This window comes from Nocardia sputi (assembly GCF_023501985.1).
Genome location: NZ_JAMFLC010000003.1, coordinates 343,341 through 363,159, shown reverse-complemented (window position 1 = coordinate 363,159; position 19,819 = coordinate 343,341). Strand labels below are relative to the sequence as shown.

The 19,819-nt window shown below is 69.3% G+C and carries 18 protein-coding genes; 10 read left to right on the top strand and 8 right to left on the bottom strand.

Going from position 1 to position 19,819, the window contains the following annotated elements; all coding sequences use genetic code 11:
• The first annotated feature begins 46 nt into the window (after positions 1-46).
• From dprE2 to M8859_RS06435, 4 genes are all read left to right on the top strand, one after another.
• Positions 47-802: a decaprenylphospho-beta-D-erythro-pentofuranosid-2-ulose 2-reductase gene (gene dprE2 / locus M8859_RS06450; RefSeq protein WP_159925389.1), complete on the top strand. Its 756-nt coding sequence runs from the start codon at positions 47-49 to the stop codon at positions 800-802.
• Entirely contained in the window at positions 781-2,064 is a 1,284-nt protein-coding gene (cbiE, locus tag M8859_RS06445; RefSeq protein ID WP_195139430.1) for a precorrin-6y C5,15-methyltransferase (decarboxylating) subunit CbiE, read from the top strand. The genes dprE2 and cbiE overlap by 22 nt, the downstream gene beginning before the upstream one ends.
• Positions 2,065-2,142: 78 nt before the next feature.
• Positions 2,143-2,760: a DUF8020 domain-containing protein gene (locus M8859_RS06440; RefSeq protein ID WP_249643983.1), complete on the top strand. Its 618-nt coding sequence runs from the start codon at positions 2,143-2,145 to the stop codon at positions 2,758-2,760.
• The gene (locus M8859_RS06435; protein WP_249644014.1) at positions 2,757-3,506 is read left to right on the top strand and encodes a cobalt-precorrin-6A reductase; all 750 of its coding nucleotides are present in this window, start codon (positions 2,757-2,759) and stop codon (positions 3,504-3,506) included. The genes M8859_RS06440 and M8859_RS06435 overlap by 4 nt, the downstream gene beginning before the upstream one ends.
• Positions 3,507-3,552: 46 nt before the next feature.
• Here the strand turns inward: M8859_RS06435 and M8859_RS06430 are convergent, their stop codons facing one another.
• The 5 genes from M8859_RS06430 to M8859_RS06410 form a co-directional block, all read right to left on the bottom strand.
• Positions 3,553-4,083, bottom strand: coding sequence for a PadR family transcriptional regulator (locus M8859_RS06430; protein ID WP_159925385.1), 531 nt, complete (start codon positions 4,081-4,083; stop codon positions 3,553-3,555).
• A 57-nt stretch (positions 4,084-4,140) separates the two neighbouring features.
• Positions 4,141-4,557, bottom strand: coding sequence for a hypothetical protein (locus tag M8859_RS06425; RefSeq protein ID WP_195071197.1), 417 nt, complete (start codon positions 4,555-4,557; stop codon positions 4,141-4,143).
• Positions 4,558-4,589: 32 nt separating this feature from the next.
• Entirely contained in the window at positions 4,590-6,158 is a 1,569-nt protein-coding gene (gene cobJ, locus M8859_RS06420; RefSeq protein WP_159925381.1) for a precorrin-3B C(17)-methyltransferase, read from the bottom strand.
• Positions 6,155-6,790, bottom strand: a complete 636-nt coding sequence (locus M8859_RS06415) for a precorrin-8X methylmutase (RefSeq protein WP_159925379.1) — start codon at positions 6,788-6,790, stop codon at positions 6,155-6,157. The genes cobJ and M8859_RS06415 overlap by 4 nt, the downstream gene beginning before the upstream one ends.
• Before the next feature lie 102 nt (positions 6,791-6,892).
• The gene (locus M8859_RS06410) at positions 6,893-7,330 is read right to left on the bottom strand and encodes an Lrp/AsnC family transcriptional regulator (protein WP_159925377.1); all 438 of its coding nucleotides are present in this window, start codon (positions 7,328-7,330) and stop codon (positions 6,893-6,895) included.
• A 137-nt stretch (positions 7,331-7,467) separates the two neighbouring features.
• Here M8859_RS06410 and ddaH point away from each other — a divergent pair, with 137 nt between their 5' ends.
• Complete coding sequence (gene ddaH / locus M8859_RS06405) at positions 7,468-8,310, top strand: dimethylargininase (RefSeq protein WP_249643982.1); 843 nt, start codon at positions 7,468-7,470, stop codon at positions 8,308-8,310.
• A gap of 23 nt (positions 8,311-8,333) precedes the next feature.
• Here the strand turns inward: ddaH and cobG are convergent, their stop codons facing one another.
• Positions 8,334-9,560 (bottom strand): precorrin-3B synthase, encoded by a 1,227-nt coding sequence (cobG, locus tag M8859_RS06400; protein WP_372492874.1) that lies wholly within the window; start codon positions 9,558-9,560, stop codon positions 8,334-8,336.
• Positions 9,561-9,598: 38 nt separating this feature from the next.
• The gene (locus M8859_RS06395; RefSeq protein ID WP_249643980.1) at positions 9,599-10,615 is read right to left on the bottom strand and encodes an alpha/beta fold hydrolase; all 1,017 of its coding nucleotides are present in this window, start codon (positions 10,613-10,615) and stop codon (positions 9,599-9,601) included.
• A 495-nt stretch (positions 10,616-11,110) separates the two neighbouring features.
• Between M8859_RS06395 and M8859_RS06390 the strand changes: the two genes are divergently transcribed.
• The 3 genes from M8859_RS06390 to M8859_RS06380 all read left to right on the top strand — a co-directional run bounded on the left by M8859_RS06390 (position 11,111) and on the right by M8859_RS06380 (position 13,586).
• Positions 11,111-12,184: a hypothetical protein gene (locus M8859_RS06390; protein ID WP_249643979.1), complete on the top strand. Its 1,074-nt coding sequence runs from the start codon at positions 11,111-11,113 to the stop codon at positions 12,182-12,184.
• A gap of 151 nt (positions 12,185-12,335) precedes the next feature.
• Positions 12,336-13,136, top strand: a complete 801-nt coding sequence (locus tag M8859_RS06385) for an SAM-dependent methyltransferase (protein ID WP_159925371.1) — start codon at positions 12,336-12,338, stop codon at positions 13,134-13,136.
• A gap of 9 nt (positions 13,137-13,145) precedes the next feature.
• On the top strand, positions 13,146-13,586 hold the full coding sequence (locus M8859_RS06380) for a nuclear transport factor 2 family protein (RefSeq protein WP_159925369.1): 441 nt from the start codon (positions 13,146-13,148) through the stop codon (positions 13,584-13,586).
• A 116-nt stretch (positions 13,587-13,702) separates the two neighbouring features.
• On the opposite strand, the gene M8859_RS06375 is transcribed toward M8859_RS06380, so the two are convergent.
• Positions 13,703-15,259 (bottom strand): MFS transporter, encoded by a 1,557-nt coding sequence (locus M8859_RS06375; RefSeq protein ID WP_159925367.1) that lies wholly within the window; start codon positions 15,257-15,259, stop codon positions 13,703-13,705.
• 103 nt (positions 15,260-15,362) lie between these two features.
• On the opposite strand from M8859_RS06375, the gene M8859_RS06370 reads away from it, so the two are divergent.
• Together M8859_RS06370 and cobN are read left to right on the top strand one after the other, a co-directional pair.
• Positions 15,363-16,049, top strand: a complete 687-nt coding sequence (locus tag M8859_RS06370) for a TetR/AcrR family transcriptional regulator (RefSeq protein WP_249643978.1) — start codon at positions 15,363-15,365, stop codon at positions 16,047-16,049.
• 133 nt (positions 16,050-16,182) lie between these two features.
• Positions 16,183-19,758 (top strand): cobaltochelatase subunit CobN, encoded by a 3,576-nt coding sequence (gene cobN / locus M8859_RS06365; protein WP_249643977.1) that lies wholly within the window; start codon positions 16,183-16,185, stop codon positions 19,756-19,758.
• The last annotated feature ends 61 nt before the right edge of the window (positions 19,759-19,819 follow it).

Below are 19,819 nucleotides of genomic sequence, written 5' to 3'. Positions count from 1 at the left end.
GTGAGCGATGACGGGCCGCACCCGCGCCAATGACAGACTGGGGCGCATGGGAACGCGTGGATTGGTCGACGGAACCGTACTGCTGCTGGGCGGCCGCAGCGAGATCGGGCTCGAAGTGGCGCGGCGGCTGGCGCGCGGGCGAGCGGTTGTGCTCGCGGCCCGGCGCAGCGACGAGCTGGACGCGCAGTGTGCGGAAATCGCGGCCGCGGGCGCGAGTGCGGTGCACACCGCCGAGTTCGACGCCGACGACACCGCGAGTCATGCGGCGCTGCTGGAGAAGATCGCCGCGGAGCACGGGCCCATCGGCATCGCGGTGCTCGCCTTCGGCGTGCTCGGCGATCAGCAGCGCGCCGAGCGGGATCCCGCCCACGCGGCGGCGATCCTGCACACCGACTTCGTCGCCCAGGCCAGTGTGCTCACCATCGTGGCGAATCTGCTGCGCGCCCGAGGCGCGGGACAGATCGTCGTGTTCGGCTCGGTCGCGGGCGTGCGCGTGCGACGCGCCAATTACGTCTATGGATCGGCCAAAGCGGGACTGGACGGATTCGCGTCCGGTCTCGCGGACGCGTTGCACGGAAGCGGAGTTCGATTGCTGCTGGTCCGTCCCGGATTCGTCATCGGCCGGATGACCGAGGGGATGTCTGCGGCTCCGTTCTCCAGCACTCCGGACCAGGTCGCCGACGCCGTGGTCAAGGGTTTGCGCCGCGGCGCGAGCAGGGTCTGGGTGCCCCGGGTCCTGCGACCGGTGTTCTTCGCGATGCGCCTGCTGCCGCAAGCGATCTGGCGCCGGATGCCCCGGTGAGCGCCGGGCCCGTGACGTGGACCGGCACGCCCATCGCGGTCGTCGGGATCGGCGCCGACGGCTGGGACGGTCTCGGTCGCGCCGCACGGGACGCGGTCGGCGATGCCGAGATCCTGTTCGGTTCCGCGCGCCAGCTCGACCTCGTGCCGTCCACCGTGGCCGCGCGGCGGGTGAGCTGGCCGTCGCCCTTGTTGCCCGCGCTGCCCGGCCTGCTCGGGCAGCACGGCAGTGCGCGGCTGTGCGTGCTGGCCAGCGGCGATCCGATGTTCTACGGGATCGGCGTCACCTTGTCCCGTCTGCTCGGTCCACGCGCCCTGCGGGTGCTGCCGCAGCCGTCGTCGGCCTCGCTGGCCTGCGCCCGGCTGGGGTGGCCGCTGGCCGAAACGCCGGTGGTCAGCGTGGTGGGGCGGCCATCGGCGACGGTGCTGCCCGAACTGGCCGACCGCAGACGGCTGCTGGTGCTCAGTGCCGACGAGCACACGCCGGGAGAGCTGGCGCGTCTACTGGGGCGCCATGGTTTCGCCGATTCCGAGCTCACGGTCCTCGAGCAGCTGGGCGGGTCCGCCGAACGACACCGCACCGGAATCGCGAAGCAGTGGGAACACCCGCCGGGCGACCCGCTGAACATAGTGGCGATCACTTGCGCGGCCGACCCGGGCCGGCCGCGTGCGACGCGCCTTCCGGGCTTGCCGGACGAATTGTTCGGCGGCGACGGGCAGCTCACCAAGCACGAGGTCCGCGCTCTGACGCTGGCGGCGCTGGCGCCCGCTCCCGGCGAACTGCTCTGGGATGTGGGCGGTGGGTCGGGCAGTATCGCCATCGAATGGTGCCGGTCGCATCCGGGTAACCGGGCCGTCGCGTTCGAACGGCTCGAGCACCGGCGGCGGCAGATCGCGGACAACGCCGCCGCCCTGGGGGTCCCGCACATTCTCGTGCGCGGCGAGGTGCGCGCCGAACTCGCCGCCGACACCGAAACAGCCGCTCCCGACGCGATTTTCGTCGGTGGCGGCCTCACGCAGGATGGCGTGCTCGAGACATGCTGGTCGCAGTTGCGTCAGGGTGGGCGGCTCGTCGCGAACGCGGTGACGGCGGAGTCGGAATCGTTGCTGCTCAGCTGGTCGAACGCCCAGGGCGGCATGTTGCGGAAGTTCCAGATCTACCGTGGCGAACCGCTGGGCTCCTTCACCACGTGGCGTCCCCAGCTTCCGGTCACCCAGTGGTCGGTGGTGAAATCCGCGACGGCGTTCCCCGCTGAGGGGTGAACACGTTACCGGTCACGCGGTAGGGTCGGGGCCGAGTTCCGATCGTGATCGGAAATCCGATTCCTATTGGGGAGATAGATGAAGTACAAGAAGTTCGCCGCCACGGCATTGCTGGCAGTCGCCGCCACCGGAGTTACCGCCGGTACTTCCTACGCCGCTCCCGCACCGCCCGCGGTGCAGGACCAGACCGCGGCCGCGCCTACGGTCACGGGCACGGACCAGGGCGTCGGCTACGCGCTGCAGCTCGCCGAGGCGGGTAAGTCCGTGGTCACCAGCGTCACCGGGGGCGCCTTCAGCGTCGACACCGGCAACCAGTCGGTCACCCTGAAGAACTCCGCGGGCGAGACCGTCACCACCATTCCGCTCACCGCGACGGCCAAGGGTCAAGAGGTGAAGATCGCCGCGAACGTCGCCGACGAGGGCAGGCAGCTGACGCTGACCCCGCAGGCGGCGCCGACCGCGAACGCGCCGGTCGCCGCCGAGTTCATCGGCGCGCAGGAGTGGTTCTTCGCCGAGTTGCAGCGCGCCTCGCTCGGCGCCCTGGTCGGTGGCCTGATCGGCGCGGCCATCGGCATCGTGTTCTTCGGTGTCGGCATCCTGCCGGGCGCGGTGCTCGGCGCGCTGATCGGTCTCGCCGTCGCGGGCGGGCCGTCGCTGCTGAACGCGGGCATCGCCTACTTCAGCGGCCAGCCCTGAGAGTTCTGATTCTGGGTGGCACCCGAGAAGCGCGGGAGCTGGCCCACATCGCCACCGGCGAGCGAGGATTCGAGATCGTGTCCTCGCTCGCCGGTCGTGTGCGTGCGCCCTTGCTGCCCGAAGGGGCGGTCCGCATCGGCGGTTTCGGCGGCGCCGAGGGGCTGCGCGTCTGGCTGGCGGCCAACGATGTGACCGCGATGGTGGACGCCACCCATCCGTTCGCCGCGGGTATCAGCGCCAATGCTGCGGCGGCCGCACGGATGTCGGGCGTGCCGCTGGTGCACCTGCGTCGGCCTGGGTGGGTGCGGCAGGCGGGGGACCGTTGGATTCGCGTGCCCGATCTGGCCGCGGCCGCGTCGCAGACGGCGGCTATCGGTGAACGTGTCTTCCTGACCATCGGCAGGCAGGGCGTGGACGCGTTCGCGGGACTGACCAGGCAGTGGTTCCTGATCCGTGCCATCGATCCGCCGGAGGGCGCACTGCCGCCGCGCCACGAACTGCTCCTCGCCCGTGGACCGTATGCGTTCGAGGACGAGTCGCGACTGCTCATCCAGCACCGGATCGACGTGCTCGTCACCAAGGACAGCGGCGGCGATCAGACCGAAGCCAAACTGGTCGCCGCACGCACGGCGCGAATCCCGGTTGTCGTCATCGACCGTCCACCACTGCCAGAGGGGGCGCAGGTCGTGGAATCGGCGGCGCAGGCGCTGGATTGGCTGCGCGAGAGGCCGATTCGTCGCGACTGACCGACGTTCCGGGGTTTCACGCGCTGTCCGGCAGCGTGCTGGATGGTCAGCTGTCGAGTATCTCCGGCAGATGGTCGAACCACTCCAGCACCGCCCGCTCGTAGCGGATTCCGAAATCCAGGGTGGCGCGGGCGAAGGCCGACATCCCCTCCGGATCCTGGGCGAGATACCGCGTGAGCCGCGCCTGATGGATTTCCCGGTTGGCCGCGACGATGCCGTGGAGCCGATCGCGATCGAGATGCTCTCCGAAGGAGAGCGTGAGCAGCAACGGCACCCGGATGGTCTCCCCGCCCGGATCGCGGGCGACCCACTCCAGGAACGCTTCGCGCCCCGCGTCGGTGAGGTGGTAGGGCGTCCGTTCCCGGGCTCCGGTCTCACCCTTCTCGACGAGTCCCGCCGCGTCCATCGTGGCGAGTTCCCGGTAGACCTGACTCTGCGTGATCGTCCAGAAATCGCCGATGCGGTCTTGGGCCTCGGCGACCAGATCCCACCCCGACATGGGCCCTTCGTGCAGAAATCCGAGCAATGACGCCGCTGTCGAGTTCAGTGGCTTGAGTCTGGTCGCGGTGTTGGTCAACGACTGCTCCCTTCGCTCTCAACATTCCATAGTGGAATATTACCTGAACGGTTCGAGTCAGGCGTCGCCGGTCAACTTGCCGAGCTGGGCGAGCACCCGCGCCATGCCCTGCTCCAGCCGCGCCTGTCCCTGTTCGAGCTGTGCCTGTCCTTGTTCGAGCTGCGCTTGGCCGCGCGCCAGCGCCGCCTGACCCTGTTCCAAACGGACCTGTCCTTGTTCGAGCACCGTGACCCTGCGGGTCAGTTCGCCCACGTTCTCACGCAGATCGCCGACATCGCGGCGAAGCTCGCCCGCGGCTTCGCCGATCGTCTCCGCGCGTCGATCGATCCGGCCGATGCCGTCGAGCGCCTTCCTGGTCAGCGCCGCGAGTTCGCCGAGGACGTCGCCCTGCTCGTCGAGTGCTTGTTCGCTCGCGGTGGCCCTGGCCTCCAGGGCGCGGGCGCGCAGCGTCAGCTCCGACAGTGTCGCGGCCAAGGTCCCTCCGATCTTCGGTGCGTCAGGCGATCCTACGCGCCGTCGGTCGCCGCGTCGCGCGCGTGACCGTAGCGCCGGGAGGTGTAGACCCGGATGCCCTGGTCGGTTTCGAGCGCCGTGGTGGTGGACGCGCCGATGATCAGCAGCGTGCGCATGTCCACCTCGTCGGGGTCGAGATCGCCGAGTTGCACCACCCGGACCGATTCGGTGGGTCCGCCGACGTCGCGCCCGACGACGACGGGAGTATCGGGCTTGCGGTGCTCGAGCAACAGGTCCCGCATCGCGCCCACCTGCCAGGTGCGTTGCGAGGACGCCGGGTTGTAGATAGCGATCGCCATGTCGGCCGCGGCGACGGCGGAAAGGCGTTGCGCCACCACCTCCCACGGCTTGAGCCGATCGGAGAGTGAGATCATCGCGTAGTCGTGCCCGAGCGGCGCGCCCACTCGGCTGGCCACCGCGTTGGCCGCGGTGAGGCCGGGCAGCACGCGCACCGGCACGGTACGCCACCGCGGGTCCGCGGATTCCTCGAGCACCGCCGCCGCCATCGCGAAGACCCCGGGGTCACCCGAGGAGACGACCGCGACCCGTGCGCCGCGTCCGGCCAGATCCAAGGCCATGGCCGCGCGCTCGGACTCGACGCGGTTGTCGCTGGCATGACGACGTTGGCCCGCACGCTCGGGGACCCGGTTCAGATAGGTGGTGTAGCCGACCAGATCGGTGGCGTCCGCCAAGGCCGCGCGCACCTCGTCGGTGGTCCACTCCGCTGCGCCGGGACCCAGCCCCACGACCACGACCTCACCGGCGCGGTCGGTCGTGTCCGTCTCGTGAATCCGCTGATCCGCGATGGGATCCGGCTCGAGGCGGGGTAGTGGGGTGGTCGGCTCGGGGCCGGGCACGAGGGTGATGGCGAAGTACGGCACCTCCGTGTCATCGACCGCTCCGGCGTGCAGTACGCGCTGGTCGGTGCTGCTCGCGCGCTCCACATAGTAGGCGCCCGCCAGCCGGCCGGAATCCGAAAGCGCCTGACGCACACCGGGATAGGTGCGTCCCAGTTTCATGATCGCGGCCGCGTCGGTCGTGCGCAGCCGCCGGGTGAGCTCCTCGACCGGCATGGTGCCCGGCAGCACGGTGAGCACCTGTTCGCCCTCGACCAGCGGCGTACCCAGCGCTGCGGACGCCGCGCTGACCGAGGTGACGCCGGGAATGATCTCGGCGTCGAACCGATCGGCCAGCCGCCGGTGCATGTGCATGTACGAGCTGTAGAACAGCGGGTCGCCCGCGGCGAGCAGCGCGACGGAGCGGCCTGCGGCCAGATGCGCGGCCAGCCGCTCGGCGGCCTCTTCGTAGAACTCGTCGATCGCTCCCTGGTAACCGCCGGGGTGGTCGGTGGTCTCGGTGGTGACCGGGTAGACGAGATGCTCCTCCAGCTGGCCCGGCCGCATGTACGGCGCGGCGATGCGGCGGGAGATGCTGCGGCCGTGGCGGGCGCTGTGGAACGCGACGACGTCGGCCGCGCCGATCACGTTGGCCGCCTTGACCGTCACCAGTTCCGGATCACCCGGACCGAGTCCGACGCCCCACAGCTTGCCCGGAGTGCTCATTCCTGTTCGCTCGCAATCGCGTTCAGCGCGGACGCGGTGATGGCGCTACCGCCACGCCTGCCGCGCACCGTGAGGTATTCGACGCCGCCGAACTCGATCAGCGCGTCTTTCGATTCGGCCGCCCCGACGAACCCGACCGGGATGCCGAGCACGGCGGCGGGCCGGGGCGCTCCCGCGTCCAGGAGGTCGAGCAGATGGAACAGCGCCGTTGGTGCGTTGCCGATCGCGACGACGGCGCCGTCGAGACGGTCGCGCCACAGCTCGAGCGCGGCGGCGGAGCGGGTCGTGCCCTTGGCCGCGGCCAGCTCCGGCACGCGCGAATCCGCGAGGGTGCACAGCACCTCGTTGTCGGCAGGCAGTCGTTTCCTGGTCACGCCAGAGGCGACCATGGTCGCGTCACACAGAATCGGCGCGCCCGCGCGCAGCGCCGCTCGTGCCGAGGCGACGACACCGGGTGAGAAGGCAACGTCCGCGGCGAGATCCACCTGACCGCAGCCGTGGATCATCCGCACCACGACCTGTGCCACGTCCGGCGGGAATCCGCTCAGATCGGCTTCGGCGCGGATCGTCGCGAACGAGCGACGGTAGATCTCGGCCCCGTCGGTCAGGTAGCTGGCACGTACGTCGGACATGCGGTCCACCATATGGGTGCGGGTCCGGACAGGTCGGTCCGGGTCGGGCGCGTCGCATGGCCGCCCGAGCCGCCGGATACCGGGCGCCCGAGCGCCGCCGGATCAGGTCCGGGGACGCTCGAGAATCCGTGACATGACGATGGCGCTGCGGGTACGCCCGACCCGCGCGTTCTCCCGGATCCGTTCCACGGTCACCTCGATCTCGGCCATGTCGGTGGCCATGACGTGCACCAGCGCGTCGGCCTCGCCCGCGATCGTCCACACACCGACCACCTGCGGGATCGGGTCCAAGCTGCGTTTGAGTTCGGTAGGGGAGATGTTGTCGCGGTAGTACACCTCGACGTACGCCTCCGTCTTCCAGCCCAGCGCCGCGGGATTGACCAGCGCGGTGAACCCGGTGATCTGTTTGGCGGCGACCAGCCGGTCGACGCGCCGCTTCACCGCGGGCGCGGACAGTCCCACCACGCCGCCGATCTCCTGGAACGAAGCCCGGGCATTCCTCAGCAATTGTTCGAGGATCCGCCGGTCGAGGTCGTCCACGTCACACCTTCTCTCCTCCTCCGCAACGAATCATCGCTTTTCTGGGCAGATGCACAACGAATCGTTGTTTCTGGCGCAATACTAGGCGACTTACCTTCATATCAGCCGAAAGTCCCCGCTGATCTCCGGGAGTTCCGTTGACTTCTGTAGCCACCCTCCCCGCCGAGTCCGCCGTCCGCCGTTCGTCGCCGCGCAAGTTCGTGATGTGCCGTCCCGATCACTTCGACGTCGTCTACTCCATCAATCCATGGATGAATCCCGCCGAGCCCGTCGACCGCGCGCTGGCTGTCGAGCAGTGGGAAACGTTGCGCGCCACCTACGCCGAGTACGGGCACACCGTGGAAGTGGTCCCCGGTGTGGCGGGTCTGCCCGACATGGTGTTCGCCGCCAACGGCGGGCTGATCGTCGGAAACCGCGCCATGTCGGCCCGGTTCACCCACCCGGAACGTGCTGCGGAAGGCCCGGCCTACCACGCCTGGTTCGCCCGATACGGCTTGCCGGAGCTGGTGGCGGCCGAGGAATGCAACGAAGGCGAAGGCGACTTCCTCCTCGTCGGTGATCGGCTTCTGGCCGGTATGGGATTCCGCAGCTCCCCGGCCGCGCACGAGGAGGTGTCGCGGCATTTCGGTCTTCCCGTGGTCTCACTGGAACTGATCGATCCGCGCTTCTATCACCTGGACACGGTGCTGCTTCCACTGAGCGACACCATTGCCTACTATCCGCCCGCCTTCAGCCCGGCGGCACGCGCGGTGCTCGCCGAGTTCTATCCCGATGCGATCGTGGCCACCCACGCGGACGCGGCGGTACTCGGGTTGAACGGAGTCTGCGACGGTTTCAACGTCTTCCTCAGCAGCGCCGCCACCGCCTTGTGCGAAGCCCTGCGCGCGCGTGGCTACCATCCGGTCGGCATCGAGATGTCCGAGCTGCACAAGGCCGGGGGCTCCGTCAAATGCTGCACCCTCGAGATCCATGGCGGGTGAGGTGCCTGGGCAGCGCGGAAGAGTCAGTCGACGCGATAGCCCTCATCTGTCGCGACGATATCGGTGACCTCCCCTTGGGGCCGGCCGCAGCGGCGAGCGCAGCCGGACCAATGCTGACGCCCGGCCACCGCGACGTCTGTTGGGGGCATCGCCTGCGGGACATCTCGGCCCGCGGAGGTTCCGGAAACCGGCGACTCGCCCTGCTCGGTTCGGGCGGGTAGCACGCGGCCCGTGTCGATCGCCGCGGCGACGTCGGCTCGGACGTCGGTGTGCGACTTCGCGCAGCCCGGTTGCCCGGCGCAGGCGCTGACCAGCAGCCACGGCGAGTCGGCGTCGAAGATCAAGCCCATCGGGGCGAGCACGCGCACGACCTGCTCGGCGGCCCATTCCTCCAGGTCGGTGACCACCAGACTGCGCCACGGCGTGAGGAAGACCGGTCGCTCGACCGCCGCGAGGAACTCGGCCGTACGGGCGGGCAGGGACCCGAGGCGCACACCGGCGCCGAGACCGACCAGTCCGTTGTCCTGCTCGAACCATCCGATCGGAATGCTCCGGGGCGGGCAGAAGTGGAGCCGCTCGGCGCCGGGAGACAGGCCGAGGAGATCGACGACGCGTTCGGCGCCCCGTTCGATGTCGCGCAGCCGCCAGCGGCCCGCGTCGTCACCCCGCAGTCGCAGGAACCCGTGGGCGGCGGCGAGCATGACATCGACCGCGTCGGCGGCGGCCACCCGCACGCCGCTGTCACCGCCTGCCAGCAACAACGCGAACTCGTCCCTCCCGACCGCGTGCACGCCGATGTCGGCGCCGAGTCCGCTGACGTCACCGCGCCCGTCGTCGAGGGTGAACAGCACTCGGCCGGGAAGCTGCGCCAGCCGCGGCGCCGCGCGCAAGCCCGCGTCCAGCACGGGAACCAGCGGGTGCACGTCCGCCGAGCCGCCGATCCGGCCGGACAGCGGCGAGGCGATGATATTGCGCACCCGTTCGTGCGTGCTGCTCGGCAGCAGGCCCGCGGCGGCCAGCCGGTCCGTCAGTGCCCCGGCGTCGCGCACCTGGCGCAACTGGACGTTTCCCCGTGAGGTGAGTTCGATGTTCCCGTCCGCGAGATCGTGCGCGGCCTCCGCCAGCGTCTGCACCTGCACGGGCCCCAGGCGCCCGCCGGGCACCCGGATTCGCGCGAGCGGCCCGTCGGCCGCGTCGTGCAACCGCAACACACCCGGGCAGGAATCAGGAGCACGTCGTGTCATAACGATCCCAGCCTACGGACGCGCCGGGCGCGGCGAACGGCCGGTTACGCCGCGATCGTCCGCACCCAATCGATGACGGCGGCCCGATACTCGGCGGTGTTCCGCGCGAGATTGACCGAATGGCCGCTGTCGCGCAGCACATAGGTGCGCAGCTGGGCGGCCGGGCCGAAGAACGGCGCTTCGGCGGCGTGCAGTGTCTCGGCGTTCGCGCAGACCGCGTACCCGGGGCCGCAGGAGAGCCGGTCCAGGCTGCCGTCGACGACCAGGACCGGGACGTCGATGAAGTTGGTCATCGGCGGGATGGTGGAGGTCAGGCCGTCGGGATACTCCGTCGGCGAGAACACTTCCTTGGTCGCCTCGTCGACGGCGAGAACTTCGGGATCGGCCGTCTCGGGCGCGAAGAAATTGCCCGCGCGGGTACCGGGCCGGGTCGTCAGATAACCGGGATCGTATCCGCCCGCGGCGAATCGCGGATCCTGGGCGGCTTGGTGGTAGGTGGAGATCACGCCGAGGACTTCGGCCACATCGAGAGCGTGGGAGAAGCCGGTGAGCAGCACGCCGTCGACGTCCTGGTACGTGCTGGCCTCCAAGACGTCGATACCCGAGCTGAGCGAATGACCGCCGGTGACGACTGTGCCGAACGGCGGCGCGCCCGCCAGCCCTCGGCGCAGGGCCTGAACGATGTCGTGCAGGGCGCGAGCCGAGACCGACGCCGTGACCTGCGTGCTCGGCGGTCTCGTGCTCGCGCCGTTGCCGAGCCGATCGACCACCAGCGTCGCGATCCCCGCGGCATTCATCGCGCGCCGGAAACTGTAGGTCTCGGGTGCGTAAGGGAAGTCCCAGTACGTGTGGTTGTAATTGGATCCCGCGATGAGCACCATGACGGTGTCGGTCGCGTGTGCCGTGGGAGTGCACAGGGAACCGGCCATCACGCCCAGCGGGACGGGGATGGACAACGATTCGCAGCGACCCGGATCATCCTCGGCATAGGCCACGCCGGGTGTCAGGCAGAGCAGGAGCGCCGCCGCGGACGCGGCGATCGACCGTAGCGAGGTTCGCACGCGACGCAGGCTATGCGCGAAAATAATGGCGCGCAATATCTTTCGCCCACGCACATCCCCGCTCGGGTCCTGGCCAGCTGGACCGTCACTCGTTCCCATCAGGCTGTTTCACTATGTTCGCGGGCCGGTGTCGGCATGGCGAGAAGGAACTCGGTGACGTCGTCGATCGCTCCGGTCCGACGACCTCGAACGAGCGGCGTCGAGAGGGCGCAACCCAACTCGGGGCGGCGGCGAAGCGGTATCAGCTGTCGAGACCCGCATTGCTTGTCGAGGTCTTCGGGGGTGTCGTAGATCATGATGGAGAACACGGTGGCCTGCGACCCGCCCGAGCCCGGGGGTCGGTAGCGCGCCTGACTACCCGGCGAACGCCGATACCCCACATAATTTTCCGTGGCTATCACATAGTTGGTGCCGCCGAGCGTGCACTCGGACGCAACGAGATCGCGTCCGGAGGGTGAATGTCCGGGACGAGCGGTGAACAAGGAGCGCGGGGACGTGGGGTCGACGAGACAAGGGGCGGAGACCCGGGCGGTGCATTTCGTCGGTAGTTTTCCGGCCGAGAGCACGGAAGTGGCGATGCGGGCCATGCTCGACAGCGCTGGGGCGCGATTACGTACCCTGCCCACCGGAGAGACGCGCCGTTACGAGTTCTACATTCAGCCCATCATCGAAGACCTGGTCGCCCGAGGTGTCCTGGCGGTGAAGAAGCCCGGATCGTGGCGCTCGAGCCGGGAGCGGACGATCCATCGCGCCCCGCGCGGCACCGAATTGTCCGGCGCGGGCCTGGATCTCGGATATCTCCGCGAGGCCGAAGAGGCGCTGCCCCTCCTCCGTGAGCTCCGCGGCGAGCGGGAGCTGCCCGATCTCGCGCTCCAGATCGGCATGCCGACCGACTTCACGTTGACGTTCATCGCCATGGGGGCATCAGGCGTGCGGCGGCATCGCCGGGCATTCTTCGACGCCACCGTGCGCGACATCACGGCCATGCGGGAGCTGGCAGGCGACGACATTGTCGTGCAGCTCGAGGCCACCGCGGAGCTGGTGCTCATGTCGAAAACGCAACCGCTGCACCGGCTGATCGATCGGGCGCTGGGGCTGGGGGAGGGAATCGCCGCGCTGGCCGCGGCCGCTCCGGAGGGAACCCGTTTCGGGGTCCACCTCTGCCTCGGCAGCTTGCGCAACAAAGCCCGGGGAAGGTTGCGGAACGCGCGGCCCCTGGTCGATCTGGCCAATTCCGTCGTCCGGCATTGGCCGCGGGGGCGCGCTCTGGAATTCGTGCACGGCCCCGTGGCGGCAGGTGACATACCACCGTCGACGAAAGCCGAATTCTATGCGCCCCTGGCGGAGTTGTCCTTGGGTGCGGGCACGGATTTCTATGCCGGGTTGGTGCACGACCTACCCACCGCCTCGCAACAGTCGCACACATTGCGGGTCATCGAGAACGCGCTGGGGCGCCCGGTCGACGGAGTCGCCTGCGCGTGCGGTCTCGGCCGCCGTCCCCGCCCGGTCGCGGACGAACTCATGGCCCGAGCCCAATTGCTCGCGGCGAGCGGGGCGACGGACGATTGAATTCGTGCACCCCTGCGCGCAGTGACATCGGACCTCCTCTCCCGCAACGTCATTCGGTGCGCACGTTTCGTCCCCGGAGCGAATCTGGGCGGCTGGCAATGACTTTTGTTACGATCCCGATCAGCGAGATCGGGGAGGTATGGTGTCCGGCATGGAGCGAGCGCCGCGTGGCGTCGATCCGAACCTGCCGAATTCAGCCCGGGTATACGACTATCTCCTCGGCGGCAAAGACAATTACGAAGTGGACCGGGCGGTCGCGCACCGAATGCTGTCCATCGCCCCGGACACCCGGACCCTCGCCTGGTTCAGTCGCAAATTCCTGGTGCACGCGGTCCAGTTCGCCGCGGAGGCCGGGATCCGGCAGTTCATCGACCTCGGCGCGGGTATCCCGACCTCGCCCAATGTGCACGAAGTCGTCCACGAGATCGATCCGTCGGCGCGGGTGGTGTACGTCGATTTCGACCCGGTCGTGTACGCGCATTGCAATGCCCTGCTGACCGGTGCGGAGGGCGTGACGGCGATGCTGGGTGATGTGCGCCGTACGGACGACCTTCTCGACCGGCTGCGGCACGAAGAGTTCATCGACTTCGATGAGCCGGTGGCGATCACGTTGGTCGGGGTCCTGCACTTCGTGATGGACGGCGAGGGCCCGGCCGACATCGTCGCCCGGCTCCGTGCGGCCATGGCGCCGGGAAGCTATCTGGCATTCACGCACGGCTCCGACGACAGCGATCGGGACTTCATCGACCAGTCGTCGTCGGACACCGCCAACTCCTCGGCCCAGGTGGCGTATCGCTCCCCCGCCCGAGTCGAATCGTTCTTCGAGGGCTTCGACATGATCGATCCCGGCGTAGTCCCCCTGCAACAGTGGCTCGAGGAGGACCTTCCGGCCACCAAGCTGGTGCTCCTGGGCGGGGTGGTCCGCAAGACCTCGGACCGAAGCGACGACTAAGGTCGGCGTATGTCCGAAATCTCCGCCCTCGCAGACCGGCTGGCCATCGTCGATGTGATCACCAAGATGTTCGTCTACACCGATCAAAAACGCTGGGAAGGCCTGTCGGCCGAGGTGTTCACGCCGAAGGTGGATTTCGACGGCGGTTTCGGCGGGCCGGTCGGTGAGCGGTCCGCGGCCGACATCATCGCTGATTGGCGCACCGGCCTGGCCGACCTCGACGAAGTGCACCACCAGTCCGGTAATCACCTCATCGATGTGGACGGTGACACGGCGCGGGTGCACGCCGACGCCATCGCGGTGCACGTCAAGAACGCCGCGGTCGAGGGCAAGACCCGTACGTTCGTCGGCAGCTACTCCCTCGGCGTCGAACGCACCGCGGACGGGTGGCGGGTCAATCGGTTCCACTACCACCTCAAGGTGATTGACGGGAACGCCGACTTGGTGTAGGTCCGGGCATCGCTCGCGACTTCGGATCGTATCGGTGCGCAATGGGCTCGCGATCCGCGATCTGATCGGCGGCGGTGTCGTGAACGACTGGTCGCCTTGTCACCGACGAGCGATCGTCACGGTGCGGTGGCCGGTTCCGCTTCCTGCCGAGCGCGCGCGGGTTTCGTTTTCGCGTGTGAGCGTCCCGGCGCCCACACGCCGATGAGGACTGCGGCGACGAGAGTGACTATGCCCAGCGCCAGCGCGGATTGCTGCGCTCCGTGGACGAAGGCGGTCTCGGCGAACTCGGCCAGCGGTGCGGCTTGTGGCCCCATCCGCTCGGTCACCTGCAACGCCGCGGCCAGCGAGTCGCCGACCGGTTCGCGGATCGGTTCGGGCAACCGGGGCAGGGCAGGCGCGATGCGGTCGCTGTACCCCGCGGCCAAGACGCTGCCCGAGATGGCGATGCCGACGGCCGCGCCGACTTCGCGCGCCGCGTCGTTCACCGCCGCCGCTACGCCGTGCTTCTCCACCGGGGTGCCCGCGATGATCGCCGCCGTCGCCGGCGCGGTGCACAAGCCGACGCCCGTGCTCATCACCAGCAACGACCAGACCAGATCGAGGTAGGTGGTGTGGGTGTCGATCCTGGACATCGCGAGCAGCGCGATGGCGATGATCGCCAGCCCGGAGGCGATCGGCAACCGCAACCCGACCCGCTCGGCGAGCCGCGGCGCGACGACCGAGACCGCCACCATCGGCACCATCATCGGCGCCATCGCCAAAGCCGACGTCAGCGGCCCATACCCGAGAATCAGCTGAAGGAACTGGACCATCAGGAGGAAGGCGCCGAAGGACACCAGGAACTGCACCATCACCGCCGCGGTACCGGAGCCGAACCCCCGATCGGCGAACAACCGCACATCCAGCAGCGGGTGCGCCACCCGTGACTCGACCGTCACGAACACCACCCCCGCCAGCACCGCCGCGACGGCCATGGCGATCACCACCGGATCCAGCCAGCCGCGCTCGGGCGCCTCGATCGCGGCCACGACGAGCAATCCCACCGCGACGGCAGCCGTCGCCGCCCCCCACAGGTCGATCCGCGGGCGAGTCCGGTCCACCGACTCCGGCACAGTGAACCCGGCGATCATCAGCAACAGTCCCGCTACGGCCATGGCGAGAAAGACCGAGACCCAGGACCAGGGCTCCAGCAGCAGACCGGAACCGAGGATGCCGAGCACCGCGCCGATACCGGCGACACCCGCCCACAGCCCCACGGCGTACGCCCGGCGGGATTCCGGGAACCCGGCGGTGATCAGCGACAGCGTCGACGGCATGACCAGGGCGGCGCCCGCACCTGCCGCCGCCCGCGTCGCGATCAGCCAGCCGGGTGTGTCCAGCAGCAGCGGCGCCGCGGAGGCGGCCGCGAACACGAAGAGCCCGATGATCAGCATCGCCCGCCGCCCGTACCGGTCGCCGAGCGCGCCCGCCGGAAGCACCAGGCAGGCCAGCGCGAGGGTGTAGCCGTCGACGACCCAGGTCAGCTGTTGCTGACTGGCTCCGGTCGCGGCGGCGATCTCGGGCAGCGCGGTGTACAGGGCCGCCATCGACGCGACCACCAGGGCCACGGCGGAGCAGGATATCGCCAACATCCACCGCTGGGCGGCGGACAACCGTGTCGCGGTGGATTCCATGACGCCTCCCCAAAAAGGAAACCAACAGTATCGCTACGCTACTATCAGTAGCATAAGTGGGCCAGGTGGCGATAGGCGTCGCGGAAGGAGGAATGTTCGTTCCATGACCGGTGCCGTCGACCCGATGCCGCACGACTCCGCTCGCGACGACGATGTCGATCCGCGCAAGCTGCGTTCCCGAGCCAGGCTGCTCGACGCCGCGACCGCCCTGCTCCAAGCCGGTGGGCTGGAAGCGGTCACCGTCGAGGCGGTCACGACGATGTCCAAAGTCGCGCGCACCACGCTGTACCGGCATTTCGACAACGCCATGCAGTTGCGCGCCGCCACGCTCGAGCGCCTGCTTCCTCCGGTCATCGAGGCGCCGCCCGCCGGTCCGCTACGGCAGCGTCTGACCGAAATGCTCAGCAGGCAGGCCGCGGTCGTCGACGAGGCTCCGCTGCAGACGTCCACATTGGCGTGGCTGGCTACCGGTGAACGCGGCGAGTCCGGCGCGGGCCCGGCGTTCACGTCGCTTCGTCAGCGGCTCATCGAGCAGTATCGCCAGCCCTTCGACCAGCTCTTCGACGATCCGGAGGTGCGCGGGCAACTCGGCGAGTTCGACGTGACGCATGCGTTGACCCAGCTCGTCGGTCCGATCGTCTTCGCTAGGCTGGTCGGCCTCGGCCCCACCACCCCGGCCGACTGTGCGCGGCTCGTGGACGACTTCTTGGCCGCCCGCGCGAGCGACCGTGACCGCCGCGCGGCCGAGCCGGCCGGACACGTGGACGAAGCCGATCGGGACGGCAGGTAGGCTCGGCGTGCTCGGCGGACGACGAGGAAACCGGTGGAAGTCCGGTGCGGTCGCGCCACTGTAGAAAAGCCAGACCCTCCCCGGCGAGCAGCGAACCCCCGATGGGCGCGTCACCCGAGGAAGGCTGCCACCCGTGATAGTGCTGTTGTCCACGTCCGACACCGATCTGCTCAGTGCCCGCGCCAGCGGGGCCGACTACCGATGGGGGAATCCGGCTCGCCTGCTGGTCGACGACCTGCCCGGCCTGCTCGACGGCGCCGATCTGGTGATCGTGCGCATCCTCGGCGGCAAACGGGCCTGGGAAGACGGGCTGGAGGCGCTGCGCGCGAGCGGGATTCCGCTGGTCGCCCTCGGCGGTGAGCTCGCTCCGGATGCCGAGCTGATGGAATGCTCCACCGTGCCGGGCGGCGTCGCGGCCGACGCGCACAACTACCTCGCCGCCGGTGGCCCGGAGAACCTGCGCCAGCTACACAATTTCCTGTCCGACACCGTGCTGCTGACCGGCCACGGCTTCGAGCCGCCGGTCCAGCTGCCCAGCTGGGGCGATCTGGACCGGGTCGCCGCCGATCGGGCCGATGGGCCGACCGTGGCGGTGATCTACTATCGCGCACAGCATCTGGCCGGCAACACCGCCTACATCGAAGCCCTGTGCACCGCGATCGAACAGGCCGGCGCGCGAGCACTGCCGCTGTACTGCGCGTCACTGCGCACCGCCGAACCCGAGTTGCTGGCGACCCTGCGCCGCGCCGACGCATTGGTGGTCACCGTGCTGGCCGCCGGAGGCACCAAGCCCGCCACCGCGTCGGCGGGCGGCGAGGACGAGGCGTGGGACGTCGGCGCACTCGCCGAGCTGGACGTGCCCATCCTGCAGGGACTGTGCCTGACCACCGGCCGCGACCAATGGGAAGCCAACGACGACGGGTTGTCACCGCTGGACGTCGCCACCCAGGTCGCCGTGCCGGAATTCGACGGGCGAATCATCACGGTCCCGTTCTCGTTCAAGGAATTCGACGCCGACGGCCTGTCCACGTACGTCCCCGATCCCGAGCGCGTCGCCCGCGTCGCCGGCATCGCGACACGCTACGCGAGGCTGCGCCACATCCCCGCCGCGCGCAAGCGCGTCGCCGTCATGCTGTCGGCCTACCCGACCAAGCACGCCCGCATCGGCAACGCCGTCGGACTGGACACCCCGGCGAGCGCGATCCGTCTACTCACCGAAATGCGAGCCGCTGGTTACGATCTCGGCGCGCCCGGCGAGGTGCCCGGACTGGACGAACAAGACGGCGACGCCCTCATCCACGCCCTGATCGCGGCCGGCGGCCAAGATCCCGACTGGTTGACCGCCGAGCAGTTGGAAGGCAACCCGATTCGCATCGGCGCGGCGACCTACGCGGCCTGGTTCGACACCCTGCCCGAGGACCTGCGTGCCGCCGTCGTGGCGGCATGGGGCCCGCCGCCGGGTGAACTGTACGTCGACCGCTCGTCCGATCCGGCCGGTGAGATCGTCATCGCCGCGCTGCGTTTCGGCAATGTCGTGCTCATGGTGCAGCCGCCGCGCGGCTTCGGCGAGAACCCCGTCGCGATCTACCACGACCCAGACCTGCCGCCCAGCCACCACTACCTCGCCGCCTATCGCTGGCTCAGCGCGCCCGAGGGATTCGGTGCCGACGCGATGGTGCACTTGGGCAAGCACGGAAACCTGGAATGGCTGCCCGGCAAGACGCTCGGCATGTCGGCCTCCTGCGGCACCGACGCCGCCCTCGGCGACCTGCCGCTGATCTACCCGTTCCTGGTGAACGATCCGGGCGAGGGCACCCAGGCCAAGCGCCGCGCGCACGCCACTCTCGTCGATCACTTGATCCCGCCGATGGCCAGGGCCGAGAGCTACGGCGACATCTCCCGCCTGGAGCAACTGCTCGACGAGCACGCGAACATCTCCGCGCTGGATCCGGCCAAGCTTCCCGCCATCCGCCAGCAGATCTGGACGTTGATGCGCGCTGCGAAGATGGACCACGACCTCGGCCTCACCGAGCGCCCGGATGAGGATTCCTTCGACGACATGCTGCTGCACGTCGACGGCTGGCTGTGCGAGATCAAGGACGTGCAGATCCGCGACGGCCTGCACGTCCTCGGCCAGGCGCCCGCAGGAGAGAGCGAACTCGACCTGGTGCTGGCGATGCTGCGCGCGCGCCAGCTCTGGGGCGGCGAGCGCAGCGTGCCTGGCCTGCGCGAAGCCCTCGGCCTCGACGAGTCCGGCGGCGAGGCGCGCGAGCGCGTGGACGCGGTCGAGGACAGCGCCCGCACGCTGGTCGGGGCGTTGCAGGCGGCGGGCTGGTCGCCGGACGCGGTCGACGGCATCACCGACAACCCCGAGGTTCGGCGCGTGCTGCGCTTCGCGGCCATCGAGGTGGTGCCGCGCCTGCGCCAGACCGGCGTGGAGATCGACCGGGTGCTGCACGCGCTCGACGGCGGATTCATCCCGGCGGGGCCGAGTGGTTCGCCGCTGCGTGGCCTGATCAACGTCCTGCCGACCGGACGTAATTTCTACTCGGTCGACCCCAAAGCCGTGCCGTCCCGGCTGGCCTGGGAGACCGGGCAGGCCATGGCGGAATCCCTGCTGGATCGCTATCGCGCCGACCACGACGAATACCCCCGATCGGTGGGCCTGTCGATCTGGGGCACCTCGGCCATGCGCACCTCGGGTGACGACATCGCCGAAGTCTTCGCCCTGCTGGGCGTCCGGCCGGTCTGGGATGAGGCGAGCCGCCGGGTCAGCACGCTCGAGGTGATCTCGCTCGAGGAACTGGGCCGCCCGCGCATCGATGTCACCGTGCGCATCAGCGGCTTCTTCCGGGATGCCTTCCCGCACGTGCTCGCCCTGCTGGACGACGCGGTCCGCCTTGTGGCGGACCTCGATGAGCCGGAAGAAGCGAATTACGTGCGCGCGCACGCTCGGGCGGATCTGGCCGAACACGGCGACCAGCGGCGCGCGACCACCCGCATCTTCGGCTCCAAACCCGGCACGTACGGGGCGGGTCTGCTGCAGTTGATCGATGCGAAGAGCTGGCGCACCGACGACGACCTCGCGCAGGTGTACACCGCCTGGGGCGGCTATGCCTACGGGCGCGACCTCGACGGCGCGCCCGCCGCCGAGGACATGCGCGGCGCCTATCGGCGGATCGCGGTGGCGGCCAAGAACACCGACACCCGCGAGCACGACATCGCCGACTCCGACGACTATTTCCAGTTCCACGGCGGCATGATCGCCACTGTGCGTGCGCTGACCGGCAAGAACCCGGAAGCCTACATCGGCGACAGCACCCGTCCGGACGCGGTGCGCACCCGGACGCTGTCGGAGGAGACGGCGCGGGTGTTCCGGGCACGCGTGGTGAATCCGCGCTGGCTCGAGGCCATGCGCAGGCACGGCTACAAGGGCGCGTTCGAGATGGCGGCCACCGTCGACTACTTGTTCGGCTACGACGCCACCACCAACGTGGTGGCCGACTGGATGTACGAGAAATTGACGGAGAGCTACGTTTTCGACGACGTGAACCGGAAGTTCATGGAGCAGTCCAATCCCTGGGCGCTACACGGCATTGCCGAGCGTCTGCTGGAGGCGGCCGAGCGGAAACTGTGGGAACATCCCGACCAGGAAACGCTCGATCGGTTGCGTCAGGTGTACCTGGAGGCCGAAGGCGAGCTGGAGTAGCCTCCAGTCGCTCTCCCGTTCTCTTCGATCGGCACGAGATGTGCTGGCGGGCAAGACATTT